At 72.2% G+C, this 20,652-nt stretch carries 21 protein-coding genes, 2 pseudogenes and 1 riboswitch; of the genes and pseudogenes, 11 read left to right on the top strand and 12 right to left on the bottom strand.

Annotation, left to right across the window (positions count from 1 at the left end):
* Window positions 1-104: 104 nt before the first annotated feature.
* Window positions 105-1,346 carry a glycosyltransferase gene (locus tag OIC96_RS03080; RefSeq protein ID WP_330310400.1) on the bottom strand — a complete coding sequence of 414 codons (1,242 nt, stop codon included), beginning with the start codon at window positions 1,344-1,346 and terminating at the stop codon, window positions 105-107.
* Window positions 1,347-1,580: 234 nt separating this feature from the next.
* Between OIC96_RS03080 and OIC96_RS03075 the strand changes: the two genes are divergently transcribed.
* The 3 genes from OIC96_RS03075 to OIC96_RS03065 all read left to right on the top strand — a co-directional run bounded on the left by OIC96_RS03075 (window position 1,581) and on the right by OIC96_RS03065 (window position 4,294).
* The gene (locus OIC96_RS03075) at window positions 1,581-2,540 is read left to right on the top strand and encodes a polyprenyl synthetase family protein (RefSeq protein ID WP_330309435.1); all 960 of its coding nucleotides are present in this window, start codon (window positions 1,581-1,583) and stop codon (window positions 2,538-2,540) included.
* 81 nt (window positions 2,541-2,621) lie between these two features.
* Window positions 2,622-3,401 carry a class I SAM-dependent methyltransferase gene (locus OIC96_RS03070; protein WP_330309436.1) on the top strand — a complete coding sequence of 260 codons (780 nt, stop codon included), beginning with the start codon at window positions 2,622-2,624 and terminating at the stop codon, window positions 3,399-3,401.
* A gap of 113 nt (window positions 3,402-3,514) precedes the next feature.
* Window positions 3,515-4,294 carry a CU044_5270 family protein gene (locus OIC96_RS03065; RefSeq protein ID WP_330309437.1) on the top strand — a complete coding sequence of 260 codons (780 nt, stop codon included), beginning with the start codon at window positions 3,515-3,517 and terminating at the stop codon, window positions 4,292-4,294.
* A gap of 10 nt (window positions 4,295-4,304) precedes the next feature.
* Here OIC96_RS03065 and OIC96_RS03060 read toward each other — a convergent pair whose 3' ends face one another.
* Window positions 4,305-5,153, bottom strand: a complete 849-nt coding sequence (locus OIC96_RS03060) for a bifunctional 5,10-methylenetetrahydrofolate dehydrogenase/5,10-methenyltetrahydrofolate cyclohydrolase (RefSeq protein WP_330309438.1) — start codon at window positions 5,151-5,153, stop codon at window positions 4,305-4,307.
* A gap of 22 nt (window positions 5,154-5,175) precedes the next feature.
* A riboswitch (ZMP/ZTP riboswitch) is annotated at window positions 5,176-5,262 on the bottom strand.
* Window positions 5,263-5,267: 5 nt separating this feature from the next.
* Entirely contained in the window at window positions 5,268-6,137 is an 870-nt protein-coding gene (locus OIC96_RS03055; protein WP_330309439.1) for a hypothetical protein, read from the bottom strand.
* Window positions 6,138-6,195: 58 nt separating this feature from the next.
* Here OIC96_RS03055 and OIC96_RS03050 point away from each other — a divergent pair, with 58 nt between their 5' ends.
* Window positions 6,196-6,768: a MarR family winged helix-turn-helix transcriptional regulator gene (locus OIC96_RS03050; protein ID WP_330309440.1), complete on the top strand. Its 573-nt coding sequence runs from the start codon at window positions 6,196-6,198 to the stop codon at window positions 6,766-6,768.
* Window positions 6,769-6,792: 24 nt separating this feature from the next.
* Here OIC96_RS03050 and OIC96_RS03045 read toward each other — a convergent pair whose 3' ends face one another.
* Window positions 6,793-7,158: a nuclear transport factor 2 family protein gene (locus OIC96_RS03045; RefSeq protein WP_330309441.1), complete on the bottom strand. Its 366-nt coding sequence runs from the start codon at window positions 7,156-7,158 to the stop codon at window positions 6,793-6,795.
* Between the two features lie 171 nt (window positions 7,159-7,329).
* On the opposite strand from OIC96_RS03045, the gene OIC96_RS03040 reads away from it, so the two are divergent.
* On the top strand, window positions 7,330-7,623 hold the full coding sequence (locus tag OIC96_RS03040; protein ID WP_330309442.1) for a hypothetical protein: 294 nt from the start codon (window positions 7,330-7,332) through the stop codon (window positions 7,621-7,623).
* 69 nt (window positions 7,624-7,692) lie between these two features.
* On the opposite strand, the gene OIC96_RS03035 is transcribed toward OIC96_RS03040, so the two are convergent.
* From OIC96_RS03035 to OIC96_RS03025, 3 genes are all read right to left on the bottom strand, one after another.
* Window positions 7,693-7,920, bottom strand: coding sequence for a hypothetical protein (locus tag OIC96_RS03035; RefSeq protein ID WP_330309443.1), 228 nt, complete (start codon window positions 7,918-7,920; stop codon window positions 7,693-7,695).
* 186 nt (window positions 7,921-8,106) lie between these two features.
* Window positions 8,107-9,861 carry an ABC transporter ATP-binding protein gene (locus OIC96_RS03030; RefSeq protein ID WP_330309444.1) on the bottom strand — a complete coding sequence of 585 codons (1,755 nt, stop codon included), beginning with the start codon at window positions 9,859-9,861 and terminating at the stop codon, window positions 8,107-8,109.
* A gap of 146 nt (window positions 9,862-10,007) precedes the next feature.
* Window positions 10,008-10,574, bottom strand: a complete 567-nt coding sequence (locus tag OIC96_RS03025; protein WP_330309445.1) for a rhodanese-like domain-containing protein — start codon at window positions 10,572-10,574, stop codon at window positions 10,008-10,010.
* Window positions 10,575-10,654: 80 nt separating this feature from the next.
* Between OIC96_RS03025 and OIC96_RS03020 the strand changes: the two genes are divergently transcribed.
* Complete coding sequence (locus OIC96_RS03020; RefSeq protein WP_330309446.1) at window positions 10,655-10,942, top strand: metal-sensitive transcriptional regulator; 288 nt, start codon at window positions 10,655-10,657, stop codon at window positions 10,940-10,942.
* Window positions 10,943-10,963: 21 nt separating this feature from the next.
* On the opposite strand, the gene OIC96_RS03015 is transcribed toward OIC96_RS03020, so the two are convergent.
* The 3 genes and pseudogenes from OIC96_RS03015 to OIC96_RS03005 all read right to left on the bottom strand — a co-directional run.
* Window positions 10,964-11,710 carry a sulfite exporter TauE/SafE family protein gene (locus tag OIC96_RS03015; protein WP_330309447.1) on the bottom strand — a complete coding sequence of 249 codons (747 nt, stop codon included), beginning with the start codon at window positions 11,708-11,710 and terminating at the stop codon, window positions 10,964-10,966.
* Window positions 11,707-11,985 (bottom strand): annotated as a pseudogene (locus OIC96_RS03010) (rhodanese-like domain-containing protein); the annotation flags it as partial. The pseudogene OIC96_RS03010 and the gene OIC96_RS03015, both read right to left, overlap by 4 nt.
* Before the next feature lie 74 nt (window positions 11,986-12,059).
* Window positions 12,060-13,404 (bottom strand): annotated as a pseudogene (locus tag OIC96_RS03005) (MBL fold metallo-hydrolase); the annotation flags it as partial.
* 193 nt (window positions 13,405-13,597) lie between these two features.
* Here OIC96_RS03005 and OIC96_RS03000 point away from each other — a divergent pair.
* The 3 genes from OIC96_RS03000 (at window position 13,598) to OIC96_RS02990 (ending at window position 16,340) form a co-directional block, all read left to right on the top strand.
* Window positions 13,598-14,683: an S-(hydroxymethyl)mycothiol dehydrogenase gene (locus tag OIC96_RS03000; RefSeq protein ID WP_330309448.1), complete on the top strand. Its 1,086-nt coding sequence runs from the start codon at window positions 13,598-13,600 to the stop codon at window positions 14,681-14,683.
* Window positions 14,683-15,312 (top strand): MBL fold metallo-hydrolase, encoded by a 630-nt coding sequence (locus OIC96_RS02995; RefSeq protein ID WP_330309449.1) that lies wholly within the window; start codon window positions 14,683-14,685, stop codon window positions 15,310-15,312. The genes OIC96_RS03000 and OIC96_RS02995 overlap by 1 nt, the downstream gene beginning before the upstream one ends.
* Before the next feature lie 113 nt (window positions 15,313-15,425).
* Window positions 15,426-16,340: an SDR family oxidoreductase gene (locus tag OIC96_RS02990; protein ID WP_330309450.1), complete on the top strand. Its 915-nt coding sequence runs from the start codon at window positions 15,426-15,428 to the stop codon at window positions 16,338-16,340.
* A 2-nt stretch (window positions 16,341-16,342) separates the two neighbouring features.
* On the opposite strand, the gene OIC96_RS02985 is transcribed toward OIC96_RS02990, so the two are convergent.
* A complete protein-coding gene (locus OIC96_RS02985; RefSeq protein ID WP_327434148.1) occupies window positions 16,343-16,882 on the bottom strand; it encodes a hypothetical protein in 540 nt (179 codons plus the stop codon).
* A 50-nt stretch (window positions 16,883-16,932) separates the two neighbouring features.
* On the opposite strand from OIC96_RS02985, the gene OIC96_RS02980 reads away from it, so the two are divergent.
* A complete protein-coding gene (locus tag OIC96_RS02980) occupies window positions 16,933-17,739 on the top strand; it encodes an SDR family NAD(P)-dependent oxidoreductase (RefSeq protein ID WP_330309451.1) in 807 nt (268 codons plus the stop codon).
* Window positions 17,740-17,754: 15 nt separating this feature from the next.
* Here the strand turns inward: OIC96_RS02980 and OIC96_RS02975 are convergent, their stop codons facing one another.
* Window positions 17,755-19,155 (bottom strand): pyridoxal phosphate-dependent decarboxylase family protein, encoded by a 1,401-nt coding sequence (locus tag OIC96_RS02975; protein WP_330309452.1) that lies wholly within the window; start codon window positions 19,153-19,155, stop codon window positions 17,755-17,757.
* Window positions 19,156-19,215: 60 nt separating this feature from the next.
* On the opposite strand from OIC96_RS02975, the gene yczR reads away from it, so the two are divergent.
* On the top strand, window positions 19,216-20,598 hold the full coding sequence (yczR, locus tag OIC96_RS02970; protein WP_330309453.1) for an aminotransferase-like domain-containing protein: 1,383 nt from the start codon (window positions 19,216-19,218) through the stop codon (window positions 20,596-20,598).
* Window positions 20,599-20,652 lie beyond the last annotated feature (54 nt).

The raw sequence follows: 20,652 nt of genomic DNA, 5'->3' as shown, positions 1-20,652 counted from the left end.
CCGCGCCCCTAAAAGGGGCGCGGGGAACTGCGCAATCTTTTAGCGGGGGTCTGGGGGTGCAGCCCCCAGGGATGGGACGGGTAGGGGCGGCGGGGGCGAAACCATCACGGCGGTGGACCCGCCAGTCGGCCGAGCGCCGCGACAACCGGCCCCACCCCGTCCTCCGCACGAATCCGCCCCGCCAATTCCTCGGCACGCCGCCGATACGACGGTTCCCCCGTCGCCCGGACGAGCGCCGACGCCAGCCGCGCCGCCCGGAGCCCCCGCAGCGGCACCACCCCCGGAGACACCCCGACGGAGACCAGACGGTTGGCCCAGAACCCCTCGTCGAACTGGATCGGCACGGGCACGGCCGGGACGCCGGCACGCAGCCCGGCCGCCGTCGTGCCGGCCCCCGCGTGATGGACCACCGCGGCCATCCGGGGAAAGAGCACGGAGTGCGGCACCTCCCCGACGGTGAACATGTCGTCGCCGCTGGCGCGCAGCTCGCCCCACCCCCGCTGGATCACCCCGCGCAGCCCGGCCGCCCGCAGGCCGCGTACGACCTCGTTGCTCAGCCGCTCGGGATCGGGCACGGTGGCGCTGCCCAGGCCCACGAAGACCGGGGGAGGGCCGGCGTCCAGGAAGTCCCGCAGTGGCGAGGGAAGTTGGGCGTGCGCGGCGTCGTACGGCCACCAGTATCCGGTCACGTCGAGCCCGGGCCGCCAGTCGCGGGGCCGCCGCACCACCAGGGGACTGAAACCGTGGTGCACGGGCCAGCCCTGCCGCTCGCGGGCGCGTCGCGTGTCGCCGGGGCCGATGCGCGGCAGGCCGAGCCGGGCCCGCAGCGTGCCCACGGTGTCGGCGAAGACGCGTTCGACGGCCATGTTCACGCCGTACCCGGCCGCCCGGTTCACCGCGGGCCCCCAGGAGCGGACCCCGGTCACCGGAGGCGCGAACTCCCTTGTGGGGGCCAGTGGTTGGAGGTAGACACCCATGCTGGGCAGCGACAGCCCCTCGGCGACGGCGTGCCCGAGCGGCCCCAGGGAACTCGACAACAGGAGTACGTCACTTGTCTCGGCGGCCTCGATCAGGTCCTCGGTCATCTGCCCGACGAGCGCACGCGCCATCTCGACGACGCGGATGAGTTTCCCGGCGCCGGTGGTACTGCGGTGCAGCGCCTGTCCCCGCGCGGACTCCAGCTCCGCCCGGGGATCCACGGGCAGCGCGTGAAACCCCACGCCCGAACCGGCCACCAGCGGCTCGAAGCACCCATGTGTCACCAGGGTGACCTCGTGCCCGGCACGCGCCAGGCCGTGCCCGAGTCCGGTGTACGGCGCCACATCGCCCCGCGATCCCGCGGTCATGATCGCTACTCGCACGATGGTCAGTATGGCGGGGGTTCACGGCTGGTGGCCCGCGGCCGCACGGTTTGTTTCTGTGCCCTCGGCATCTACGGCATCTACGGCGCCGCTGCCGCTGAACCGGCTCCGGGACAAGGAACCGGCCACGGCCGAAAGCCGCTCTGGCTCCTGTCCATCCGGAATGATCGAATCGGTGCCCGATTGATCTCGACGGCGGGGTGGGGCAACGTGAAGGCGATGACGTACGTGGATCTGCATCGCCAGATGTCCGCGGACATCGAAGCGGAGACGGAATCCGCTCTTGACCGACTCGGTCCGTCGGCGTCATCGGTTCGAGCGGCGGTCGCCGCACTGCTGGAGCATCGCACGTTCAAGTACCCCCTGTCGGTCCTCCCGATGATCGTCCACGCCGTCGAGACCGGCGCGCCCGAACCGGCCGTTCCACTGGCCGTCGTCCATGAGCTGTGGTGGACCTCCGCCTGCTACCTCGACGACCTGGCCGACGGGCAGGGCGCGTTCGTCGCCGGTGGCCTCAGCGAGAGTGCGGCGCAGCTCGCGGCGGTCATCAGCGGAACTGCCCTCCCTCATCTCGTCGTTCAGTCGCGGCGGATTCCCGAGTCGGTGCGCGGCGCTCTGTCCGCCGAGATCGTGACGTGCTGGATCGTGGCGACCGAAGGGCAGCTGAGTGACCTCCGTGGAGATGCGGGCGACGCCACGCGCGACTCGGTGATCACGGCGTACAGAGGAAAATCCGGCGCACCCTTCAGCATGATCACGGCAATGGCCGCCGAACTGGCGGGTGTGGAGCAGGGGAGAGCGGAGCTCTGGCGCGAGTTCGGCAATGTCTTCGGCATCCTGTGGCAGATATCCAACGATCAGGAAGACATCCTGTCCGGCCGCAACGAAGACCTCCTGAACGGCACCGTCACGTATTTGCTCGCGTGCGCCCTTGAGGAGACATCCCCCGAGTCCACGGAGCGTGTCCTGGGGCTGCACGCCGCCGCGCGGAATTCCGCGCGATCCCGAGCGGAACTCACCGACGTCCTTCTCGCGCCCGCCGTTCTTGGCCGGTACGAGAAGGACATCGACGAGTTCCGCGCCGAAGCTCACCGCATCCTGGACGAACTGGGCGGCGACGAAGCCTATGTGCGTGTGCTGCGGCACCTCGTGGACCAGTCCGCCCGCATGCTCCTTTAGCGTCGTAGCGCTGTCGGGTGGCCGTCGCCGAGGTGGTGAGACGGGGTGGCCGACCGCCGGCACCACCGATAGCGTCACCGCATGGACCAGGATGAACGGCTGCTTCACGCCTCGTCGTTCGGCGCGGCGGCGGTCGCCTACGCCGAGCACCGTCCGGACTACGCGCAGACCGCGGTGCGCTGGGCGCTTGAGCCCGCGCCGGGCCCGCGGGTGCTCGACCTCGGCGCCGGAACCGGCAAGCTGACCGCCACGCTGGTCGCGCTGGGCGGCGAAGTCATTGCGGTCGAGCCCGACCCGGAGATGCTGACCGAGCTGCGCCGCTCGCTGCCGGCTGTCCGCGCCCTGCCGGGCAGCGCCGAGGCGATACCGCTGCCGGACGCGTCCGTCGATGCCGTGCTGGCCGGCAACGCCATGCACTGGTTCGACATGGCCGTCGCGGGACCCGAGATCGCCAGGGTCCTCGCACCCGGCGGCATCCTGGCCGGCCTGTGGAACGTCATGGACGACCAGGTCGACTGGGTTGCCGGGCTGGCGCGGGTCAGCGGGAGCGCGGCCATCGGCCCGCGTGACACGCCCACCAGCTGGCGTGCTGAGACGGCCGACATGCACCTTCCCAAGACTGGCGTGGCGGCCCGGTTCGGCTCGCCGGAACAGGCCGAGTTCCCGCACGGGCAGCGCCGCACCGCCGACTCTCTCGTCGCGACCATCGCGACGCGCGCGGGGGTTCTGGTCATGCCGGAACAGGAACAAGAGGCCACGCTGGGACGGATCCGCGCCTTCCTCGCGAGTAGACCGGAGACCGCCCGCGGCGAGTTCACTCTCCCGATGCTGACCGGCGTGCTGCGCGTCCGGCGGCTGTGAGGCATCACGTCGACACCGGCGCCTGACGCACGGCCGCGAGCGCGCGGGGACCTGCCGCGGCGAGCGTGTCGACGAGGCGGGAGATGGTCGGGTCGGACGCAAGCGGCCCGAACATGCCGTCCGCCCGCAGTGCCGCCACCCCCGCCGTGGCCGCCCCGCGCCCGCTGGTCGTCGAGGCCGGCTCCACCCCCGTACCCCTGGACCGCCTCGCCGACCGCGCGGCGGCATCCGACAGCGCGCTCAGGCTGCGCCAGGGGACCCACTTCCAGGCCTGGAGCCTGAGCATGACCTCAGGTCCCCAGGCCCGGCCGCCGCTCACGCTTCCCGAGGAACGCGTCGTGCGCTGGAAGGCCGACGGCAGCCACACGGAACTCGTCGTCGCGACCGATCCACGCCACCCCGGCAGGCCGGTCATCACCGACGCCGACCCCGTCCCGCGCACCGTCGAGGACGGCCATGTCCTCAGCAGGCAGACGTACCCGCCGAGTTGGAGCGACGCCCCGCCCCAGGCACGACCGCCGCACGACGCCGAGCGGCTGCGCGCCTACCTCGAAGGGATCGACACCACCGAGGAGCTGGACACCCCCCAACTCCTCGACGCCGTCGCCGAGTTGCTGGACCACTGGACGCTCGGCAGCCGTGAGGACGCCGCACTCGCGCGCATCCTCGCCGACGCGAAGGGGCTGCGCCCGGCCGGAGCGGTCACCGACCGGCTGGGCCGCCCCGGGCAGGCGTACGTGTACGAAGACACAGCCCGCTCCGGCCGCCGGATGCTGATCCTGGACCCGGCGACCGGTGCCGTCCTCGGCCTGGAGGACACCGTCACCGAGGCCGATCCCGAGTGGGGCGTCAAGGCGGGGGACGTGATGTCGTACAAGGCGTGGATGCGCTGAGCCGCGACGGTCAGACGCCTGCCTGGCGTTCGGCTCCGGTCACGGTCTGCTCCAGCAGGACCGCGATCGTCATCGGGCCGACGCCACCCGGCACGGGCGTGATCAGCCCGGCCCGGGTGACGGCGGTGTCGAAGTCGACGTCGCCGACGTTCCCCTCGTTGTAGCCCGCGTCGATCACGACGGCTCCCGGCTTGATGTCCTCCCCGCGGATCAGCCGGGGCCGTCCCACGGCGGCCACCACGATGTCCGCCTCGCGCACCACCGACGACAGATCCGCCGTACGCGAATGGCAGTACGTCACCGTCGCGTCGCGCCCGAGCAGCAGCATGCCGACCGGCTTGCCGAGGATGGCGCTGCGCCCCACGACGACGGCCCGCTTGCCGGCCGGGTCGACGTCGTACTCGTCGAGGAGCCGCATGATGCCGCCGGGCGTGCAGGACACGAAGCCGGGCAGGCCGAAGCTCATCGCGGAGTACGAGCTCAGCGTCACACCGTCGACGTCCTTCTCCGGCGCGATGGCCTCGAACGCCGCGCGTTCGTCGATGTGCGGCCCGACGGGGTGCTGGAGCAGGATGCCGTGCACGGTCGGATCGGCGGACAGGGCGGTGAGCGTGTCGACCAGCTCGGCCGTCGTGGTGCCGGCGGGCAGTGCGACGTGCCGCGACTCGATACCGGCCTTGCGGCAGCGGTTCTGCTTCATCCGGACGTACGTCACCGAGGCGGGATCCTCGCCGACCAGTACCGTCGCCAGACAGGGCGCCATGCCCGTACGGTCCTTGAGGCCGGCCGCGCGCTTGGCGGTCTCCTCGACGATGCGGCGCGCGAGACCGGCGCCGTCCATGAGCTGGGCCTGGGACATGGGTTCTCCTGAGCGTTGCTGACACCATCGCCCAGGCGCGCGGCAAAGACCCGTTCGTCAGGCCGCTCCCCGGTGGTACTCCACCTCAGCGCCAGTCACGGCCCGCCGATCAGCCTAGCTCGTAGGATGAACGGCCTGGGCGGCGGGCGGTGCCGTCGGGTCTTCTCCCGCCAGGAAACCGTTGGCCTGCGCCTCGGTGGTCACGGCTCCGACGGCTCCCGCCCAGCGGGCGATCTCCCGGGCCAGTGCGACGGCTCCGGCCTCGTCGCCGGTGTCGCGGGCGAGGACCGCCAGGAGCATCTGCATCGAGAGGGTGCCGGGGACGGTTCCGGCCCGGGCGCCGAGCGTGGTCGCCCGGTTCCAGCGTTCCAGCGCCCGTGCGTGGTCGCCGTGGTCGTGGTCGTGATCGCCGAGGTGGCGCAGTGCCTCGCGGGACAGCAGGTCGTCCCCCGACTCGCCCGCGCGCAGGGCGGCCTCGTAGTGGGCGGGCGCGCTGGCCCGCTCGGCGAACAGGTTGTCCGCGATCAGGCCCAGATACATCTCGGCCCAGCCGCGGCGCACCGCGTCCGGGGCCTGGTCGCGCAGGAGCCCGGCGAGATGGCGCAGCGCGGCGAGGGCCTCCGGGTCCTTGCCGTCGGGGCCGGCGCGGAACGTGCCGTCGGCGCGCAGCAGACCGGAGTAGTCGTGGCGCAGCCACAGGAAGTCCAGGTCCCAACGGCCGTCCAGGCGCGCTTCCCCGAAGGCCTTCTCCGCGGCGCCGAGCCGAGCCCGCGCCAGGCCGGTCCCGCCGAACCAGTCGCTCTCCAGCGCGACTTCGGCGGCGGCCACGGCCAGTCGGGCGCGCGCCTGCGGATCGGTCGCATCGGTGGCGTCCAGTAGGTTCGTCGCGCGTTCCCAGCGACCGCTGATCCTCAACTCACGTACAGCGGCGAGGAGTTCGTCCAGCGATACGGCTGTACGAATCGTGCTTGCGGTGTTCGTCATGGCGAGGAAAGTAGTAATTCGAAAAACTATCCACAAGAAAACTATGTGGGGGGCCCGCATGACAGAACCGTCCGACGCGGCGACCGCGGACTCGGTCGACCGGCACGTCGCGCTCTGGTCGAAGGAGCTCGACTGGATGGACCCGGTCAAGGAGGCGATCATCGCCCGGCTCGCCATCCTGGCCCGGCACGCGGCGCAGGCCCGCCGGGACACCCTGGACTCGGACGGCCTCCAGCACTGGCAGTTCAAGGTGCTGCTGATGCTGCGCAGGCTCGGCCCGCCCTACGAGGCCAGCCCGTCACAGCTCGCCGACATGCTGGGGCTGACCCGGGGCGCCCTGTCGGCGCGGCTCGCACCGCTGGAGGATGCGGGCCTGCTCAGCCGCACGCATGAGAGGAGCGACCGTCGGCGCGTACGGGTACGGCTCACCGACGCCGGATTCGATGCGTTCGAGCAGCATGTGGTGTCCGAGGACAAGGGTGAGAACGCGCTGCTCGCAGTACTGAGCCCAGCAGAGAAGCGGACGCTCGCAGACCTGCTGCGGAAACTGGTCCTATCCGCCGAGTCCGGTGCGTACGCGACCGGCCCATCGCCGTACTCGCCGAAAAGGTCCAGGTCAGACGGGACCTGATCTGGACCCTCGGCCAGTTCCTTCCTACTCGTCCCATGCCTGCACAAGCGTCTGCTCGACGATCTTGCCGTCGCGCAGCGCCATCATCGAGCTGGCCAGTACCCGCACGCCGTCCGGGTACTCGCAGGACTCGGTGTAGGCGACGTGGTCGCCCTGGATGACGCACTGCTCCAGCTTGTGCGTCATGTCGCGGCTGTAGACGTCGTTGAGCATGTCGCCGATCTCGCTGCGACCGTGTTTGACCATCGGGTGGCTGGGCTGGGTGTTGCGGTCGATGACACGTAGTTCCGCGTCGTCCGCGTACAGCGACAGCAGAGCTGTCGCACTCTGTCCTTCGATGCCCTGGCGTAGCGCTTCGGTGTCGAAGGTGGGAAATGCCGCAGTGCCCATAGTGACCTCCTTGGAAGGCCGCGGCCCAGCGAGGAGTGGGCCGCGAAGGGCCTCTCCTTCGAGGCTCCTCCGCTGTGGGGCGGTCGGCAAGCGCAACGGCCCGATGCGCCTGACGGGTGAGCGACGGGGGAGGGCCGTGTCCGCCGGGGGCCCGGGGCCGTTGCAGAAAGCATGATCTCAACACGACGTATGGTCGCCGCCGTTGGTCTCGCCATCGGTGTCACAGGCCTTGCCGCGCCGCTGGCGAGCGCGGCGGGCGCCGAGGCCCAGAACGCGGGGAAGCTCAGCCCGATCGCCGAGCTCGACTCGCTGGCGCTGAGTGACATTCCCGCGGAACACCAGGCCGACATCCCGCTGCCCTCCCGCCAGCTCCGCGGACTCAGCCGGCTGAACGACCTGAACCAGCTGCAGCAGGTGACCGACCTGGCCGCGCCCGTCACCGGGCTGCTTCCCGGTATCGAGTAGCGCGGCAGCACACGGGCGGCAGGGCGAGCCCCGGCAGAACAATGACGTTCTGCCGGGGCTCGCCGTCGCTCAGGCGTCGGCCGTGACGACGGCGCCGGTGCGGCCGACCCCGGTGACCAGGCCGAGCCCGGCCGCGCGCTCACTCTCGCGGTAGACGGTGTCGGCGGTGGCGTAGACCATGACCTGCGCACTGAAGAGCCGGACTCCCGTGATCGCGACCACGGCGTACGTCACGCCCAACGGGAGATGTGCCTTGAGCAGCAGCGCGCCCGGCAGCCAGGTGCTGACGCCGTACACGAGCGGCAGCCCCGAGAAGGAGGCCGGCCAGAGCAGGGGAGTGGCCCAGCGGGACTCGGGACGGAAGAGCGCCCCTACGGCGGCGAGACGGCCCGCTGCGCCCGCGGCCGGAGCGGCGACCTGGGGTGGGGCGGACCAGGCCGTTCCCGGTGGTCAGGGCGCCGATGAGCATGCCGAACGAGGCGGCTACCCGGCGGTGGCGAGGAACTGCGTGGCCGCCAGTTCGGCGTAGAGCGGATCAGCGGCGACGAGCTCGCGGTGGGTGCCCACGGCGCGGACGCGCCCGGCGTCCATGACGACGATGCGGTCGGCCATGGTGACGGTGGACAGCCGGTGCGCGACGACGAGGACCGTGGTCGTACGGGCGACATCGGCGACTGTGTCGCGCAGCGCGGCCTCGTTGACGGCGTCGAGCTGCGAGGTGGCCTCGTCGAGGAGCAGCAGCCGGGGGCGGCGCAGCAGGGCACGGGCGATGGCGACGCGCTGGCGTTCGCCGCCGGAGAGCTTGGTGCCGCGGTGGCCGACCAGGGTGTCCAGGCCGCGCGGGAGCCGGGCGATCAGGCCGTCGAGACGGGTTGTCTTCAGGACGCGCGTGAGGTCGGCCTCGTCGGCCTCTGGATTCCCGAGCAGCAGATTGTCGCGCAGCGAGCCCGAAAGGACGGGGGCGTCCTGCTCCACATAGCCGATGGCGGAACGGAGTTGGGGCAGATCCCACTGCGCCAGATCACGGCCGTCGACCGTGACGACGCCCACCTCCGGGTCGTAGAACCGCTCGATGAGCGAGAAGACGGTGGTCTTGCCCGCGCCGGAAGGGCCGACGAACGCGGTCATGCCGCGGGCCGGCACGGCGAAGGTCACACCGTGGTGGACGTACGGCAGATCGTCGGCGTACCGGAAGCGGACGTCGTCGAAGGCGAGCGCCGCGGGTTCCGCGCCCGGAGTGGGCAACGGCGCGGGCCGGGCGGCCGGTTCGGCGGGCAGCCGCAGTGCCTCCTGGATCCGGGCCAGCGCGGCGGCACCGGTCTGGTACTGCGTGATCGCGCCGACCACCTGCTGGATCGGCGACATCAGATAGAACACGTAGAGGAGGAAGGCGACCAGCGTGCCCACGTCGATGGAGCCGGTCGCGACCCGGGCGCCGCCCACCGCCAGCACCGTGATGAAGGCGATCTGCATCGCCAGACCGGCCGTGTTGCCCGCGGCCGCCGACCACTTGGCGGCCCGCACGCTCTGCCGCCACGACTCCTCGGCCGCCGCGTGGATGGTCGCCTCCTCGCGGTGCTCGGCACCGGACGCCTTGACCGTGCGCAGCGCGCCCAGGATCCGCTCCAGCGAGGCACCCATCACACCGACCGCGTCCTGGGCCTGCTTGCTCGCCCGGTTGATGCGCGGCACGATCACCCCGAGCACCGTCCCCGCGCACAGGATCACGCCCAGGGTGACGCCGAGCAGCACCACGTCGACCAGGCCCATCATCACCACCGTCGCCACGAGCGTGAGACCGCCCGTCCCGAGGCCCACCAGGGAATCGGTGGTGACCTCGCGCAGCAGCGTCGTGTCGGAGGTGATCCGGGCCATCAGGTCGCCCGGCTCGCTGCGGTCCACGGCCGGTATCCGCAGCCGCAGCAGATACGACGACAGGGCGCGCCGCGCGCCGAGCACCACCGACTCGGCGGTGCGCCGCAGCACATACGAACCCAGCGCCCCCACCGCCGCGTTGGTGACCACCAGTGCCGCCATGCCGAGCAGCGCCCGCCCGATGGGCCGGTCGTGCGACAGATCGTCGATGAGCCCGCGCGCCACCAGCGGCAGCACCAGACCGGTGGCCCCGGTCGCGAGCGCCAGCAACGCGCCCGCGAGCAGGGCCCATCGATGCGGTCGAACGTACTCGAGCAGCAGGCGCCACGCGGGCACCTCGGGCTCGGCGGCGGTGATGCTCACGGTGCTCCTTGCGGGCCTCGGTGCGGAGCATTCAGGCTACGTCGGCGCGGGCGCGGACCGAGAACCGCTCAACTTCCGCGCAGGGTGGGCCAGTCCGGGGCCGTCGAGAGGGCGAGCGGGGGCTCGCCGTCACCCGGCGGCTGGTGTCAGCGCCCGGCGAGCGCGGCCAGCGTCGCGTCGAGATCGGCCGGCCGGGGGCGGTTGTGCGGGAGCTTGGCGAGTATCGCCGCCATGCCGCAGGTGTTGGTGACCGCCGAGAAGACCAGGCCGCCCGCTATCCCCGCCGAGAGCAACTGCCAGGCAGGGTGCAGCAGTCCGAGACCCAGCCCGGCCAGGACGACACTTCCCGCGGTGAAGCGGACCTGGCGCTCCATGGACCAGGTGGTGCGCGTACCGGCCGCAGGGTGATGCAGCTCATGGCCGCGCTCGGCCCAGGCGCTGGTGCCGCCGACGAGGGTGGCGGCCGTCACGCCGTGCTCGGCGAGCGTCTTGCGGGCGCTGTCGGAACGGGCGCCGGACGCGCACACGACGAGCAGGTCGGTCGTGGCCTCCTTGAGGGCGGGCAACGCCCGGTGCAGTTGGTCCAGGGGGATGTTGAGGGCGCCGGGCAGGTGCCCGGAGGCGTACTCGCCGGGCGTGCGGACGTCCAGGACGGTCAGCTCGGGCAGGCGCGTGCGGGCCTGGTCGGCGTCGAGGGAGAGGGGGGTCTTCATGTCGGTGTCATCCTTGATCTTCGAGGGTGCCCCGAAGGGCGGAGTATCATACCCCTAGGGGTATAGGTAGAGGAGTGTTCGTGGAACTGGATCTCGCGGCTGCCGAGCTGAAGTCCGTGCTGAACCGGCTGCGCCGGGCGCAGGGGCAGATCACCGGAGTGATCAAGATGATCGAGGAGGGGCGCGACTGCGAGGAAGTCATCACCCAGCTCGCCGCCGCCTCCCGAGCGCTGGACCGGGCCGGCTTCGCGATCATCGCCACCGGTCTGCAGCAGTGCCTGACCGACGTCGAGGGCGGCATGAAGAACGGCGAGGACAAGGACGTGATGCGCGCCCGGCTGGAGAAGCTGTTCCTGTCACTGGCGTGACGGCTCACTGGCGTGCCGTCGTCATACGACGGCGTCGACCAGCATGAACAGCGCCACCGCCAGCAGGACGCAGGCGAAGATCCGCTGAAGCATGCCACCGGACACCTTGGCCGCCAGCCGCCTGCCGTCCCACGCGCCGAGGATCGCGGCGCCCGCGAACGGTGCGACGACCGACCAGTCGAGGCTCTCGGCCGTCCCGGCGCGGGCAGCCAGCGCCGCCAGCGAGTTCACGGTGATGACCAGCAGACTCGTGCCGACGGCGGCCCGCATCCGCAGACCCACCACACCGACCAGGGCCGGTACGGCGAGGAAGCCGCCGCCCACCCCCAGCACACCGGTCACCGCGCCGAGCCCCGCGCCCGTTCCGGCGATCAGTCCGGGACGCGGTGGCGCCGCATCGGGCACGGCGGCCGAAGGCCGCAGCATCCGCACCGCCGCGAGGGCGGCGACCACCGCGAAGGCGGCGGTCAGCAGACCGGACGGCAGATGTCCGGCGACGGCTCCGCCCAGGGCCGCGGGCACCAGTCCCGCCGCCGCGAACAGTGCGCCGCCGCGCCAGCGCACGGCGCCTTCCCGGGCGTGCGCGGTCAGCGCGGTCGCGGACGTGACCGTGACGATGACCAGGCTCGCGGTGGTGGCCGCGGCGGGGCTGAAACCGAGCAGATAGATCAGGGCGGGTACGGCCAGTACGCTGCCGCCGCCGCCCAGCGCGCCGAGCGCCAGCCCGATCACGCCACCGGCGAGGAGAGCGAGGATCAGGACACTCACGCGGCCGGTCCGCCGTGTTCGTTCCCTTGGCCCGGCGCGGTCACCGTGGACAGGCCCGCCTGAGCCCAGGCCCGCATTCCCCCGATGACGTCCACCACGTCGAAGCCACGGGCCGCGAGCAGCACGGCGGCCTCCCGGGAGCGCTTCCCGGAGCGGCACACGGCGACGAGGGGACGGTCCTGGGCGGCCGGAGGCAGCGCGGCGCCGGCGGCCAGCGCGGACAACGGGGCGTTCACGGAACCCGGCGCGTGCCCGTCCGCCCACTCGTCCGGCTCGCGGACGTCCAGCAGCACGGCATCGGTGCCGGGGCCCGTGCGATCCCGGGCCTCGGCCGGAGTGATCCGCGCCATGGGCAGACCGGCCTCGCCCGCGGCGGTGAAGGCGTCGTCCACGGCCACGACATCCCGGCCGGCCGCGTCGAGGAGCGAGGCGGCGATGGCTGCCCGCATGCCTCCGGCGCAGTGCACCCAGACGGTTCCGGCGGGTATCTCGCCGAGCCGGTCGCGCAGCTGGTGGACGGGGAGGTGCACCGAACCCGCGATGTGGCCCTCGGCGCGCTCGGAATCGCGCCGGACGTCCAGGATCACCATCTCGCCGGAGTGTGCCCCGGCGAGGTCCGCGAAGGTGGCGCGCGGGAAGGAGCGCGGCCGTTCGCCTTCGCGCACCCAGCCGCCGGGCGAACCGACGGCGGCCGCGGCGGGACGGTCGACGCCGACGCGTACGAGCTCCCGCTGGGCGTCGGCGAGTTGGCGCGGTGACTCGGCGAGCAGGGTGACCGGCTTGCCCCACGGCAGCAGCCAGGCCAGATAGGTGGCGAGCGAGCCGTCCGCCTCGAAGTTGACGGACCCGGTGACGTGGCCCGCCGCGAACGCGACCCGGTTGCGCAGATCCACCACCCACTCACCGGCGGCCAGCCGGGCGGCGATCTCCTCGGCGTCCGCGAGCGCGGGCGGGGTGAGGTCGACGGGGGCGGGGCCCTCGGCGTTGGCGGGGCCCATGTGCGCGTAGTACGCGGGCACGTCGTCGAGCCCGGCGAGCAGTTCGGCGACGAAGGTGTCGACGTCCTTGACCAGCGCTTCGTTGCTGCCGCGCTCCTGCCCGATGGTCGTCGAGTCACCCGAGGCATGCCCGGCGGAACAGAAGCTGCCGAATCCGTGGGTGGGCAGCACCGCGGTGTCGTCCGGCAACTCGGCGGCGAGCCGGTGCGCGGAGGCGTGCTGTGCGCGGGCCAGCTCCCCGGTCAGCCGCGGCTCGACCAGGTCGGGCCGCCCGACCGTGCCGATGAGCAGGGAACCGCCGGTGAACGCCGCCACCGCGAGGCCGGCCTCCTCCAGGACGTACGAGGTGTGGTGCGGCGTGTGTCCGGGCGTGGCCAGTGCGCGCAGGGTCAGTCCGGCGTCGACCTCCACACGGTCCCCGTCGGCCACCGGCACCCGCTCGAAGGTGACCCGTGCGTCGCCCGGCACCAGGTAGAGCGCCCCGGTGAGCCGGGCCAGCTCCAGGCCGCCGCTCACGTAGTCGTTGTGGAGGTGCGTCTCCACGACGTGCGTGATCCGCACGCCCCGCCGGGCCGCGGCCGCGACCACCCGGTCGACGTCCCTCGGCGGATCGACCGCCACGGCGCCCGCCGGGCCGCCCGCCAGATAGCTGCGGTTTCCCAGGCCCGGCACCTCGATGGTGTCGACGAAGAACACGGCAGCACTCCTCTCCTCGTGGACCCCGGGAAATTACCCCCGGGGGTATATATCCACGGTAGCAGAGGTACCCCCGGGGGTATATTTTCGTGGAGTGGGGCACACAGCGAGGCGCGGCCACCTGGCCTTCTACCGGTCGGTCACCCCGTAGGGTCGGTTGACGGAACGTCGACCCATGGAAGGGCTTACTCACATGGCGCAGGAAGTACGGGGCGTGATCGCACCGGGCAAGAACGAGCCGGTGCGTGTCGAGACCATCGTCGTGCCGGACCCCGGGCCGGGAGAGGCCGTGGTGCAGATCCAGGCGTGCGGGGTCTGCCACACCGACCTGCACTACAAGCAGGGCGGCATCAACGACGACTTCCCGTTCCTGCTCGGCCACGAGGCGGCCGGGATCGTGGAGTCGGTCGGCGACGGTGTCACGGACGTCGCGCCCGGCGACTTCGTCATCCTCAACTGGCGTGCGGTGTGCGGACAGTGCCGGGCGTGTCTGCGCGGTCGTCCCTGGTACTGCTTCAACACGCACAACGCCAAGCAGAAGATGACGCTTACCGACGGCACGGAGCTGTCCCCGGCCCTCGGCATCGGCGCCTTCGCCGAGAAGACCCTCGTCGCCGCCGGACAGTGCACCAAGGTCGACCCGGCCGTCTCCCCGGCGGTGGCCGGACTGCTCGGCTGCGGAGTCATGGCCGGCATCGGAGCCGCCATCAACACCGGGAACGTCGGCCGCGGCGACACGGTCACGGTCATCGGCTGCGGAGGCGTCGGCGACGCGGCGATCGCCGGTTCCCGGCTCGCGGGCGCGGCGAAGATCATCGCCGTGGACATCGACGACCGGAAGCTCACGACCGCGGAGAAGCTCGGCGCGACCCACACCGTCAACTCCCGCGAGACCGACCCGGTCGAGGCCATCCGCGAGCTGACCGGCGGCTTCGGCGCCGATGTCGTCATCGAGGCCGTCGGCCGCCCGGAGACCTACCAGCAGGCCTTCTACGCCCGTGACCTGGCCGGCACGGTCGTGCTCGTCGGCGTACCCACTCCGGACATGAAGCTCGAACTGCCGCTGATCGACGTCTTCGGACGCGGCGGCGCCCTCAAGTCGTCCTGGTACGGCGACTGCCTGCCCTCCCGGGACTTCCCGATGCTGATCGACCTGCATCTCCAGGGACGTCTCGACCTGGGCGCGTTCGTGAGCGAGACGATCGCCCTGGACGAGGTGGAGCCGGCCTTCGAGCGGATGCACCACGGCGACGTGCTGCGTTCGGTGGTGGTGCTGTGATGACGGCGCGCATCGAACACCTCGTCACCTCGGGCACGTTCTCGCTCGACGGCGGCACCTGGGAGGTGGACAACAACGTCTGGATCGTCGGCGACGACCACGAGGCGATCGTCATCGACGCCGCCCACGACGCCGACGCCATCGCCGAGGCGGTGGGGGACCGGCGGCTGCGGGCCATCGTGTGCACCCACGCCCACAACGACCACATCGACGCCGCGCCCGCCCTCGCCGAGCGCACCGGCGCCAAGATCTGGCTGCACCCCGACGACCTGCCGCTGTGGAAGCAGACCCACCCCGACCGCCTCCCCGACACCTGGCTCCAGGACGGCCAGGTCATCGAGGCGGCCGGCGCCGACCTGACCGTCCTGCACACCCCCGGCCACGCGCCGGGCGCGGTGTGTCTGTACGACCCCGGCCTGGGCACCGTCTTCACCGGCGACACGCTCTTCAAGGGCGGCCCGGGAGCCACCGGACGCTCCTTCTCCCACTTCCCGACGATCGTCGAGTCGATCCGCGAGCGGCTGCTCGGCCTCCCGGCGGACACGGTCGTCCGGACGGGACACGGGGATTCGACCACGATCGGCGCCGAGGCCCCGCATCTGGAGGAGTGGATCGCGCGCGGTCACTGACACGAGGGAACGGCGGTCAGAATCCTGACAGAAGGTGTCCGGCTTCCAGGGCACGCTCGTAGGGACACATGGGCGGAGGCAGCCCGTGAGCGCTACGAGCACGGAGGCCGGACATGTCAGAGCCGTTGGAGGGCAAGGTCGCGTTGGTCGCGGGCGCGACCCGCGGAGCAGGTCGCGGTATCGCCGTGGAGCTCGGTGCGGCCGGTGCCACCGTCTACGTCACCGGGCGCAGCACACGCGAGCGGCGTTCGGAGTACGACCGCCCGGAGACCGTCGAGGACACGGCGGACCTCGTCACGGCGGCGGGAGGCCGGGGCATCGCGGTCCCCACCGACCACCTCGTCCCGTCCGAGGTCGAGGCCCTGGTCGCACGCATCGCGGACGAACAGGGCCGCCTCGACATCCTCGTCAATGACATCTGGGGCGGCGAAAAACTCTTCGAGTGGGACACTCCGCTCTGGGAGCACGACCTCGACCACGGCCTGCGGCTGCTCCGCCTCGCCGTCGAGACGCACGCGATCACCAGCCACCACGCGCTGCCCCTGCTGCTGCGCCAACCGGGCGGCCTGGTCGTCGAGATGACCGACGGCACCGCCGAGTACAACCGGAACACCTACCGCGTCTCGTTCTTCTACGACCTGGCCAAGTCGTCAGTCCTGCGCATGGCGTTCGCCCTCGGGCAGGAGCTGGGCCCGCGCGGAGCCACCGCGGTGGCGCTCACCCCCGGCTGGCTGCGCTCCGAGATGATGCTCGACAACTTCGGCGTGACCGAGGCGAACTGGCGCGATGCCCTGGAGCGCGTCCCGCACTTCGCCATCTCCGAGACCCCGTACTACGTGGGCCGCGCCGTCGCCGTCCTCGCCGCCGACCCGGACGTCGCGCGCTGGAACGGGGAGTCGCTCTCCAGCGGCCGGCTCGCCCAGGTGTACGGCTTCACCGACCGCGACGGCAGCCGCCCGGACGCCTGGCGCTACCTGGTCGAGGTCCAGGACGCGGGCAAGCCGGCGGACACCATGGGCTACCGCTGAGGTCAGGCGCGTACCTGGGGCGGCGGGACCTCCCAGCGCGCCGAGTGGCCGGGCGGGAGCGCCAGATCACGGCGGACCGCCGCGTAATACTCCTCGCGCCCGGCCCGCTGGCGGTCCAGCAGGACCTGCCATGCCCCCGGATCGTGGACGCGATCGCTCAGGAACCGTTCCATGTCGATGACCGAGAGGACCCAGAGCCGCGCCTTGTCCACCACCTCCTGCGTGCCCAGCAGCAACAGCGCCTCGCCGGCCGGGTCCCGGCCGACGGTGGCCTCCGCCAGGAGAGGGGCGGCCTCCTCGGGGGACAACGGGTGCGGGTGAGGGTCGTTCCCGAGGTGGGCGGCGACGCGGTACGTCAGGGTGATGGCCTTCTTGAGGGACCTCGCGTAGTCGGAGTACACCGCGAGTCTGCGCTCCTCCCAGCGGGTCGCCTGTTCGCGACGGAACCGCACCTGCTCGCCCCGCACGATCGCCAGATACGAGCCGAGGGCACCGATGACCACGCCGATCAGCGCCGGGAGTTGTTGTATGAACGCGGACATGGGCGCACGGTATCTGTCCCCGGGACGATCACGGCAGTACCGTCCCCGCCATGACTGCGATGAGGCGCTTCGAGGGACACGGGGTTCTGATCACGGGCGCGGCCCGCGGTATCGGCGCGGCCACCGCGCGACGACTGGCCGAGGAAGGCGCCCACGTGCTCGTCACCGACGTGGACTTGGCCGAGGCGGAGAAGACGGCCGCCTCGATCCGTGAACTCGGCGGGCGCGCAGAGGCGTTCCGCTGCGATGTGGGGGACCGTACGACGGTCGAGGCGGCCGTCGCGTACGCCGTGGACGCCTTCGGCTCGCTCGACGTCCTGGTCAACAACGCGTACGGCTGCACCCCCGACGCCCCGCTCTTCGAGGACGAGCCCGACGAGGTGTGGGCCCGCGACCTCGACCTCACCCTGACCGGCGCCTACCGCTGCGCCCGCGCGGCGCTCCCGCACCTGGTGGCCTCGGGCCGCGGAGCCATCGTCAGCATCGGCTCCGTCAACGGCATCCAGTCCTTCTCCAACCACGCCTACAGCGCGGCCAAGGCGGGTCTCATGTCGCTGACCCGCACCCTCGCCGGGCACGCCGCCCCGCGCGGTGTGCGCGTCAACCTGGTGGCACCGGGCACGGTCCGCACCACGGCGTGGGAGGGCCGCGAGGCCGACCTCGCACTGGCGTCGGAGGTGTATCCGCTCGGCCGGGTCGGCGAGCCCGAGGACATCGCGGCCGCCGTAGCCTTCCTCGCCTCCCGGGACGCGGCCTGGATCACCGGGACGACGCTGAGCGTGGACGGGGGCCTGCTGGCGGTCAACACCGGTTTCCAGCAGGCCATCAAGCGCCATGGTGATGTTGAGGGGGGTTAGTGGAACCGGCGGATATCAGGGGCGTCGAAGGGCACAGTGGCGCGCGACGGCTTCGTACACCCGGTCCGTATCCGCCTCGGTCGTACGCCAGTTGCTGAACGCCGCCCGCAGCGCATGCGTGCCGCCGTAGAACGTCGGCGTCACGTAGCCCTCACCCGAGGCGGCGATCTCCCGCGCCAGCGCCTGCACCCGCTCCTCGCCCGGATCGTCGGCGAGAGTGAAGCAGACGACGTTGAGCCGGACCGGTGCCAGCAGCCGCAGTTGAGGAACCTCCGCGATCCGCTCGCCGAGACGCCGGGCGAGCGCGACATTCCGCTCGACGATCTCGCGATGCCCGTCGCGTCCGTACGCCGTCAGCGAGAACCAGGCCGGGAGCGCGCGCAGCCGGCGGGAGTTCTCCGGCGTGAGGTGCAGGAAGTCGGGGTCGCCGGTGGGGAGTCCGAGATACGGCGACGCGTTGTGGAAGACCCGGACCTGGAGGTCCTGGCGGCGGGTGAACTGGACGGCCGCGTCGTAGGGGACGTTCAGCCACTTGTGCAGGTCGACACAGACGGAGTCGACCGCGTCGAGGCCCTCGACGAGATGCGCGTACGACGGTGACAGCGCGGCGAAGCCGCCGAACGCGGCGTCCACGTGCAGCCAGAAGTCGTACCGCTCCTTGAGGGCGGCGATGGCTCGCAGATCGTCGAAGTCGACGGTGTTCACGGTCCCGGCGTTCGCCACGACCACGGCCGGGCGCCCGTCGAGCGCGTCCAGGGCGGCGGCGAGCCGCTCGACGTCGACGGCCTCGCGGTTCCCGGACAGCACCGGCACCGGACACAGCCGGTCCCGCCCGATGCCGAGCACGGACAGTGCCTTGGCGACGCTGGAGTGCGGGCTGCCGGACAGCACGTCGACCGGACCGAGCGCCCCGACCCCCTCCCGCGAAACCGACACGCCCCGGCGCTCGCCGAGCCACTCCCGCGCGATCGCCAGGCCGACCGTGTTGGAGACGGTCGCCCCGCTCACGAACGCTCCGCTGTGCGCCTCGCTCAGCCCGAACAGTTCGCGCAGCCAGCCCAGCGTCTCGCGCTCCAGGGCGGCCGCGGACGACCCACCGCTGCCGGACACGTTCTGGTCGTACGTGCTGGTCAGCCAGTCCCCGGTGAGCGAGGCGGGAGTGGCGCCGCCGGTGACGAAGCCGAGGTAGCGCGGGCCGGCCGAGCCGGAGAAACCCGGCGACCAGCGTTCGGCGAACCGGGCCAGAGCGCCCTCGGCGCCCGTTCCGCCGACCGGAAGGGGTTCGGGGCCGGGCGCCTTGCCGAGGTGGGCGACCGGACGCCCGTCGAGACCGCTCACCTCCCGCGCGGCGAAATCGCGGGCGGACTGCAGCAGTTCGGGGAGCCGGTGGAGGTCGTCGGCGAGCGTGGGGTGCATGGCGGCAGCGTAGGCGGGCGGCGGGCGGAAGTCCTGGTCCAGTTGAGGGAAACTGGACCAATGCAGAGGGGATTCGCCGCCGCGCTCGGCACCTGGCGTACGAAAGAGGGCCCGCTCGCGCGGTCGCTGTCGGCGGCCGTGCGCGAGGCGGTGGTCGACGGCCGTCTCCCGGCCGGGACCCGGCTGCCGTCCGAGCGCGAACTCGCCCGCACCCTGGACCTCAGCCGCGGCACCGTCGTCTCGGCCCTCACCCTGCTGCGGGACGACGGCTGGCTGCACACCCGGCACGGCAGCGGCAGCGTCGTACGGCTGCCCGCGCGCCTGACGGAACGCACCACGCCGTGGTCGCTGGACCGGGGCGGCGCGGGCGACGCGGACCTCGACCTGACCCTCGCCGTCACGGCGGCACCCCACGAGGCCTACCTCGCCGCCGTGGGCCGTGCCGTCGAGCGCAGCGCGGCCCTGCTCGTCGACTCGGGAGTGGCGACACCGGGACTGCCCCGACTGCGCGCACTGCTCGCCGAGCGGTACACCCGCTCGGGCCTTGCCACCCGCCCCGAGCAGATCCTGGTCACCTCCGGCGCGCAGGCCGCGCTGACACTCCTGCTCGACCACCTCCACCACGACCGCGGAGCGCCGGTCGTGGTGGAGAGCCCCACCTACCCGGGGGCGCTGGCCATCCTGCGACGGCGCCGGGCCCGCCTGCTGCCGGTGCCCGTGACGGCCGCGTACGGCTGGGACACGGAGCACCTGGCCGGGACCGTACGCGGGAAGGGGCCCCAACTCGCCTATCTCATCCCCGACTTCCACAACCCCACCGGCGCGCACATGACCGCCCCGGCCCGGGCCGCGGTCGCCGCCCTCGCCGAACGCCATGCGCTGACCGTCGTCGTCGACGAGACCATGCGCGACCTGGACCTGCGGACGCCGCCCCGACCGGAGCCCCATCTCTGTGGAACACGAGTGATCCAGATCGGCTCGGCGAGCAAGGTGCTGTGGAGCGGCCTCCGGGTCGGCTGGATCCGGGCGGGCGCGGCCCTCGTACGCGAGCTGGCGCGCAATCCGCTGCAGGCTCAGCTCTCGCCACCGCCACTGGAGCAGCTGATCGCCGCCGAGCTGCTGCACGAAGGAGAAGGCGACGGGCTCGACGAGGTCCTCGTCGACCGCCGGAGCCGGCTGCGCGCCCAGCGCGACCACCTCGCCGGACTCCTCACGGAGACGGACTGGACGTACACCCTCCCGGACGGCGGACTCTCGCTCTGGCTGCACCTCGGCGGGGACACGACGGCCACGGGGCTGGCGGCACGCGCCGCGAAACGGGGGCTCGCGGTGTCGCCGGGTCCGCTGTTCGCCGTGGACCGGGCGACGCTGACACACCACCTGCGGCTGCCGTTCACGGCGACGCCGGACGTGCTCACGCGGGCGGTGGGGCTGCTGCGGTAGCCGCCGGCGCCAGGGACAAGCCCGTCAGGACGGGCCAATGTCACCGTTTCGTCG

Source organism: Streptomyces sp. NBC_00775 (genome assembly GCF_036347135.1).
Lineage (GTDB): Bacteria > Actinomycetota > Actinomycetes > Streptomycetales > Streptomycetaceae > Streptomyces > Streptomyces lutosisoli.
This window is presented reverse-complemented; position numbering and strand designations above follow the sequence as displayed.

Excerpts from the sequence above, each read along its gene's own strand:
- OIC96_RS03055 (WP_330309439.1), bottom strand. The coding sequence starts at position 6,137 with ATGACGAACACCGCAAGCACGATTCGTACAGCCGTATCGCTGGACGAA.
- OIC96_RS02985 (WP_327434148.1), bottom strand. The coding sequence starts at position 16,882 with ATGTCCGCGTTCATACAACAACTCCCGGCGCTGATCGGCGTGGTCATC.
- OIC96_RS03000 (WP_330309448.1), top strand. The coding sequence starts at position 13,598 with ATGGCGCAGGAAGTACGGGGCGTGATCGCACCGGGCAAGAACGAGCCG.
- OIC96_RS03050 (WP_330309440.1), top strand. The coding sequence starts at position 6,196 with ATGACAGAACCGTCCGACGCGGCGACCGCGGACTCGGTCGACCGGCAC.
- OIC96_RS03075 (WP_330309435.1), top strand. The coding sequence starts at position 1,581 with ATGACGTACGTGGATCTGCATCGCCAGATGTCCGCGGACATCGAAGCG.
- yczR (WP_330309453.1), top strand. The coding sequence starts at position 19,216 with ATGCAGAGGGGATTCGCCGCCGCGCTCGGCACCTGGCGTACGAAAGAG.
- OIC96_RS02990 (WP_330309450.1), top strand. The coding sequence starts at position 15,426 with ATGTCAGAGCCGTTGGAGGGCAAGGTCGCGTTGGTCGCGGGCGCGACC.
- OIC96_RS03080 (WP_330310400.1), bottom strand. The coding sequence starts at position 1,346 with ATGACCGCGGGATCGCGGGGCGATGTGGCGCCGTACACCGGACTCGGG.
- OIC96_RS03040 (WP_330309442.1), top strand. The coding sequence starts at position 7,330 with ATGATCTCAACACGACGTATGGTCGCCGCCGTTGGTCTCGCCATCGGT.
- OIC96_RS03065 (WP_330309437.1), top strand. The coding sequence starts at position 3,515 with ATGCCGTCCGCCCGCAGTGCCGCCACCCCCGCCGTGGCCGCCCCGCGC.
- OIC96_RS03045 (WP_330309441.1), bottom strand. The coding sequence starts at position 7,158 with ATGGGCACTGCGGCATTTCCCACCTTCGACACCGAAGCGCTACGCCAG.
- OIC96_RS02980 (WP_330309451.1), top strand. The coding sequence starts at position 16,933 with ATGACTGCGATGAGGCGCTTCGAGGGACACGGGGTTCTGATCACGGGC.
- OIC96_RS03025 (WP_330309445.1), bottom strand. The coding sequence starts at position 10,574 with ATGAAGACCCCCCTCTCCCTCGACGCCGACCAGGCCCGCACGCGCCTG.
- OIC96_RS02995 (WP_330309449.1), top strand. The coding sequence starts at position 14,683 with ATGACGGCGCGCATCGAACACCTCGTCACCTCGGGCACGTTCTCGCTC.
- OIC96_RS03060 (WP_330309438.1), bottom strand. The coding sequence starts at position 5,153 with ATGTCCCAGGCCCAGCTCATGGACGGCGCCGGTCTCGCGCGCCGCATC.
- OIC96_RS03070 (WP_330309436.1), top strand. The coding sequence starts at position 2,622 with ATGGACCAGGATGAACGGCTGCTTCACGCCTCGTCGTTCGGCGCGGCG.
- OIC96_RS02975 (WP_330309452.1), bottom strand. The coding sequence starts at position 19,155 with ATGCACCCCACGCTCGCCGACGACCTCCACCGGCTCCCCGAACTGCTG.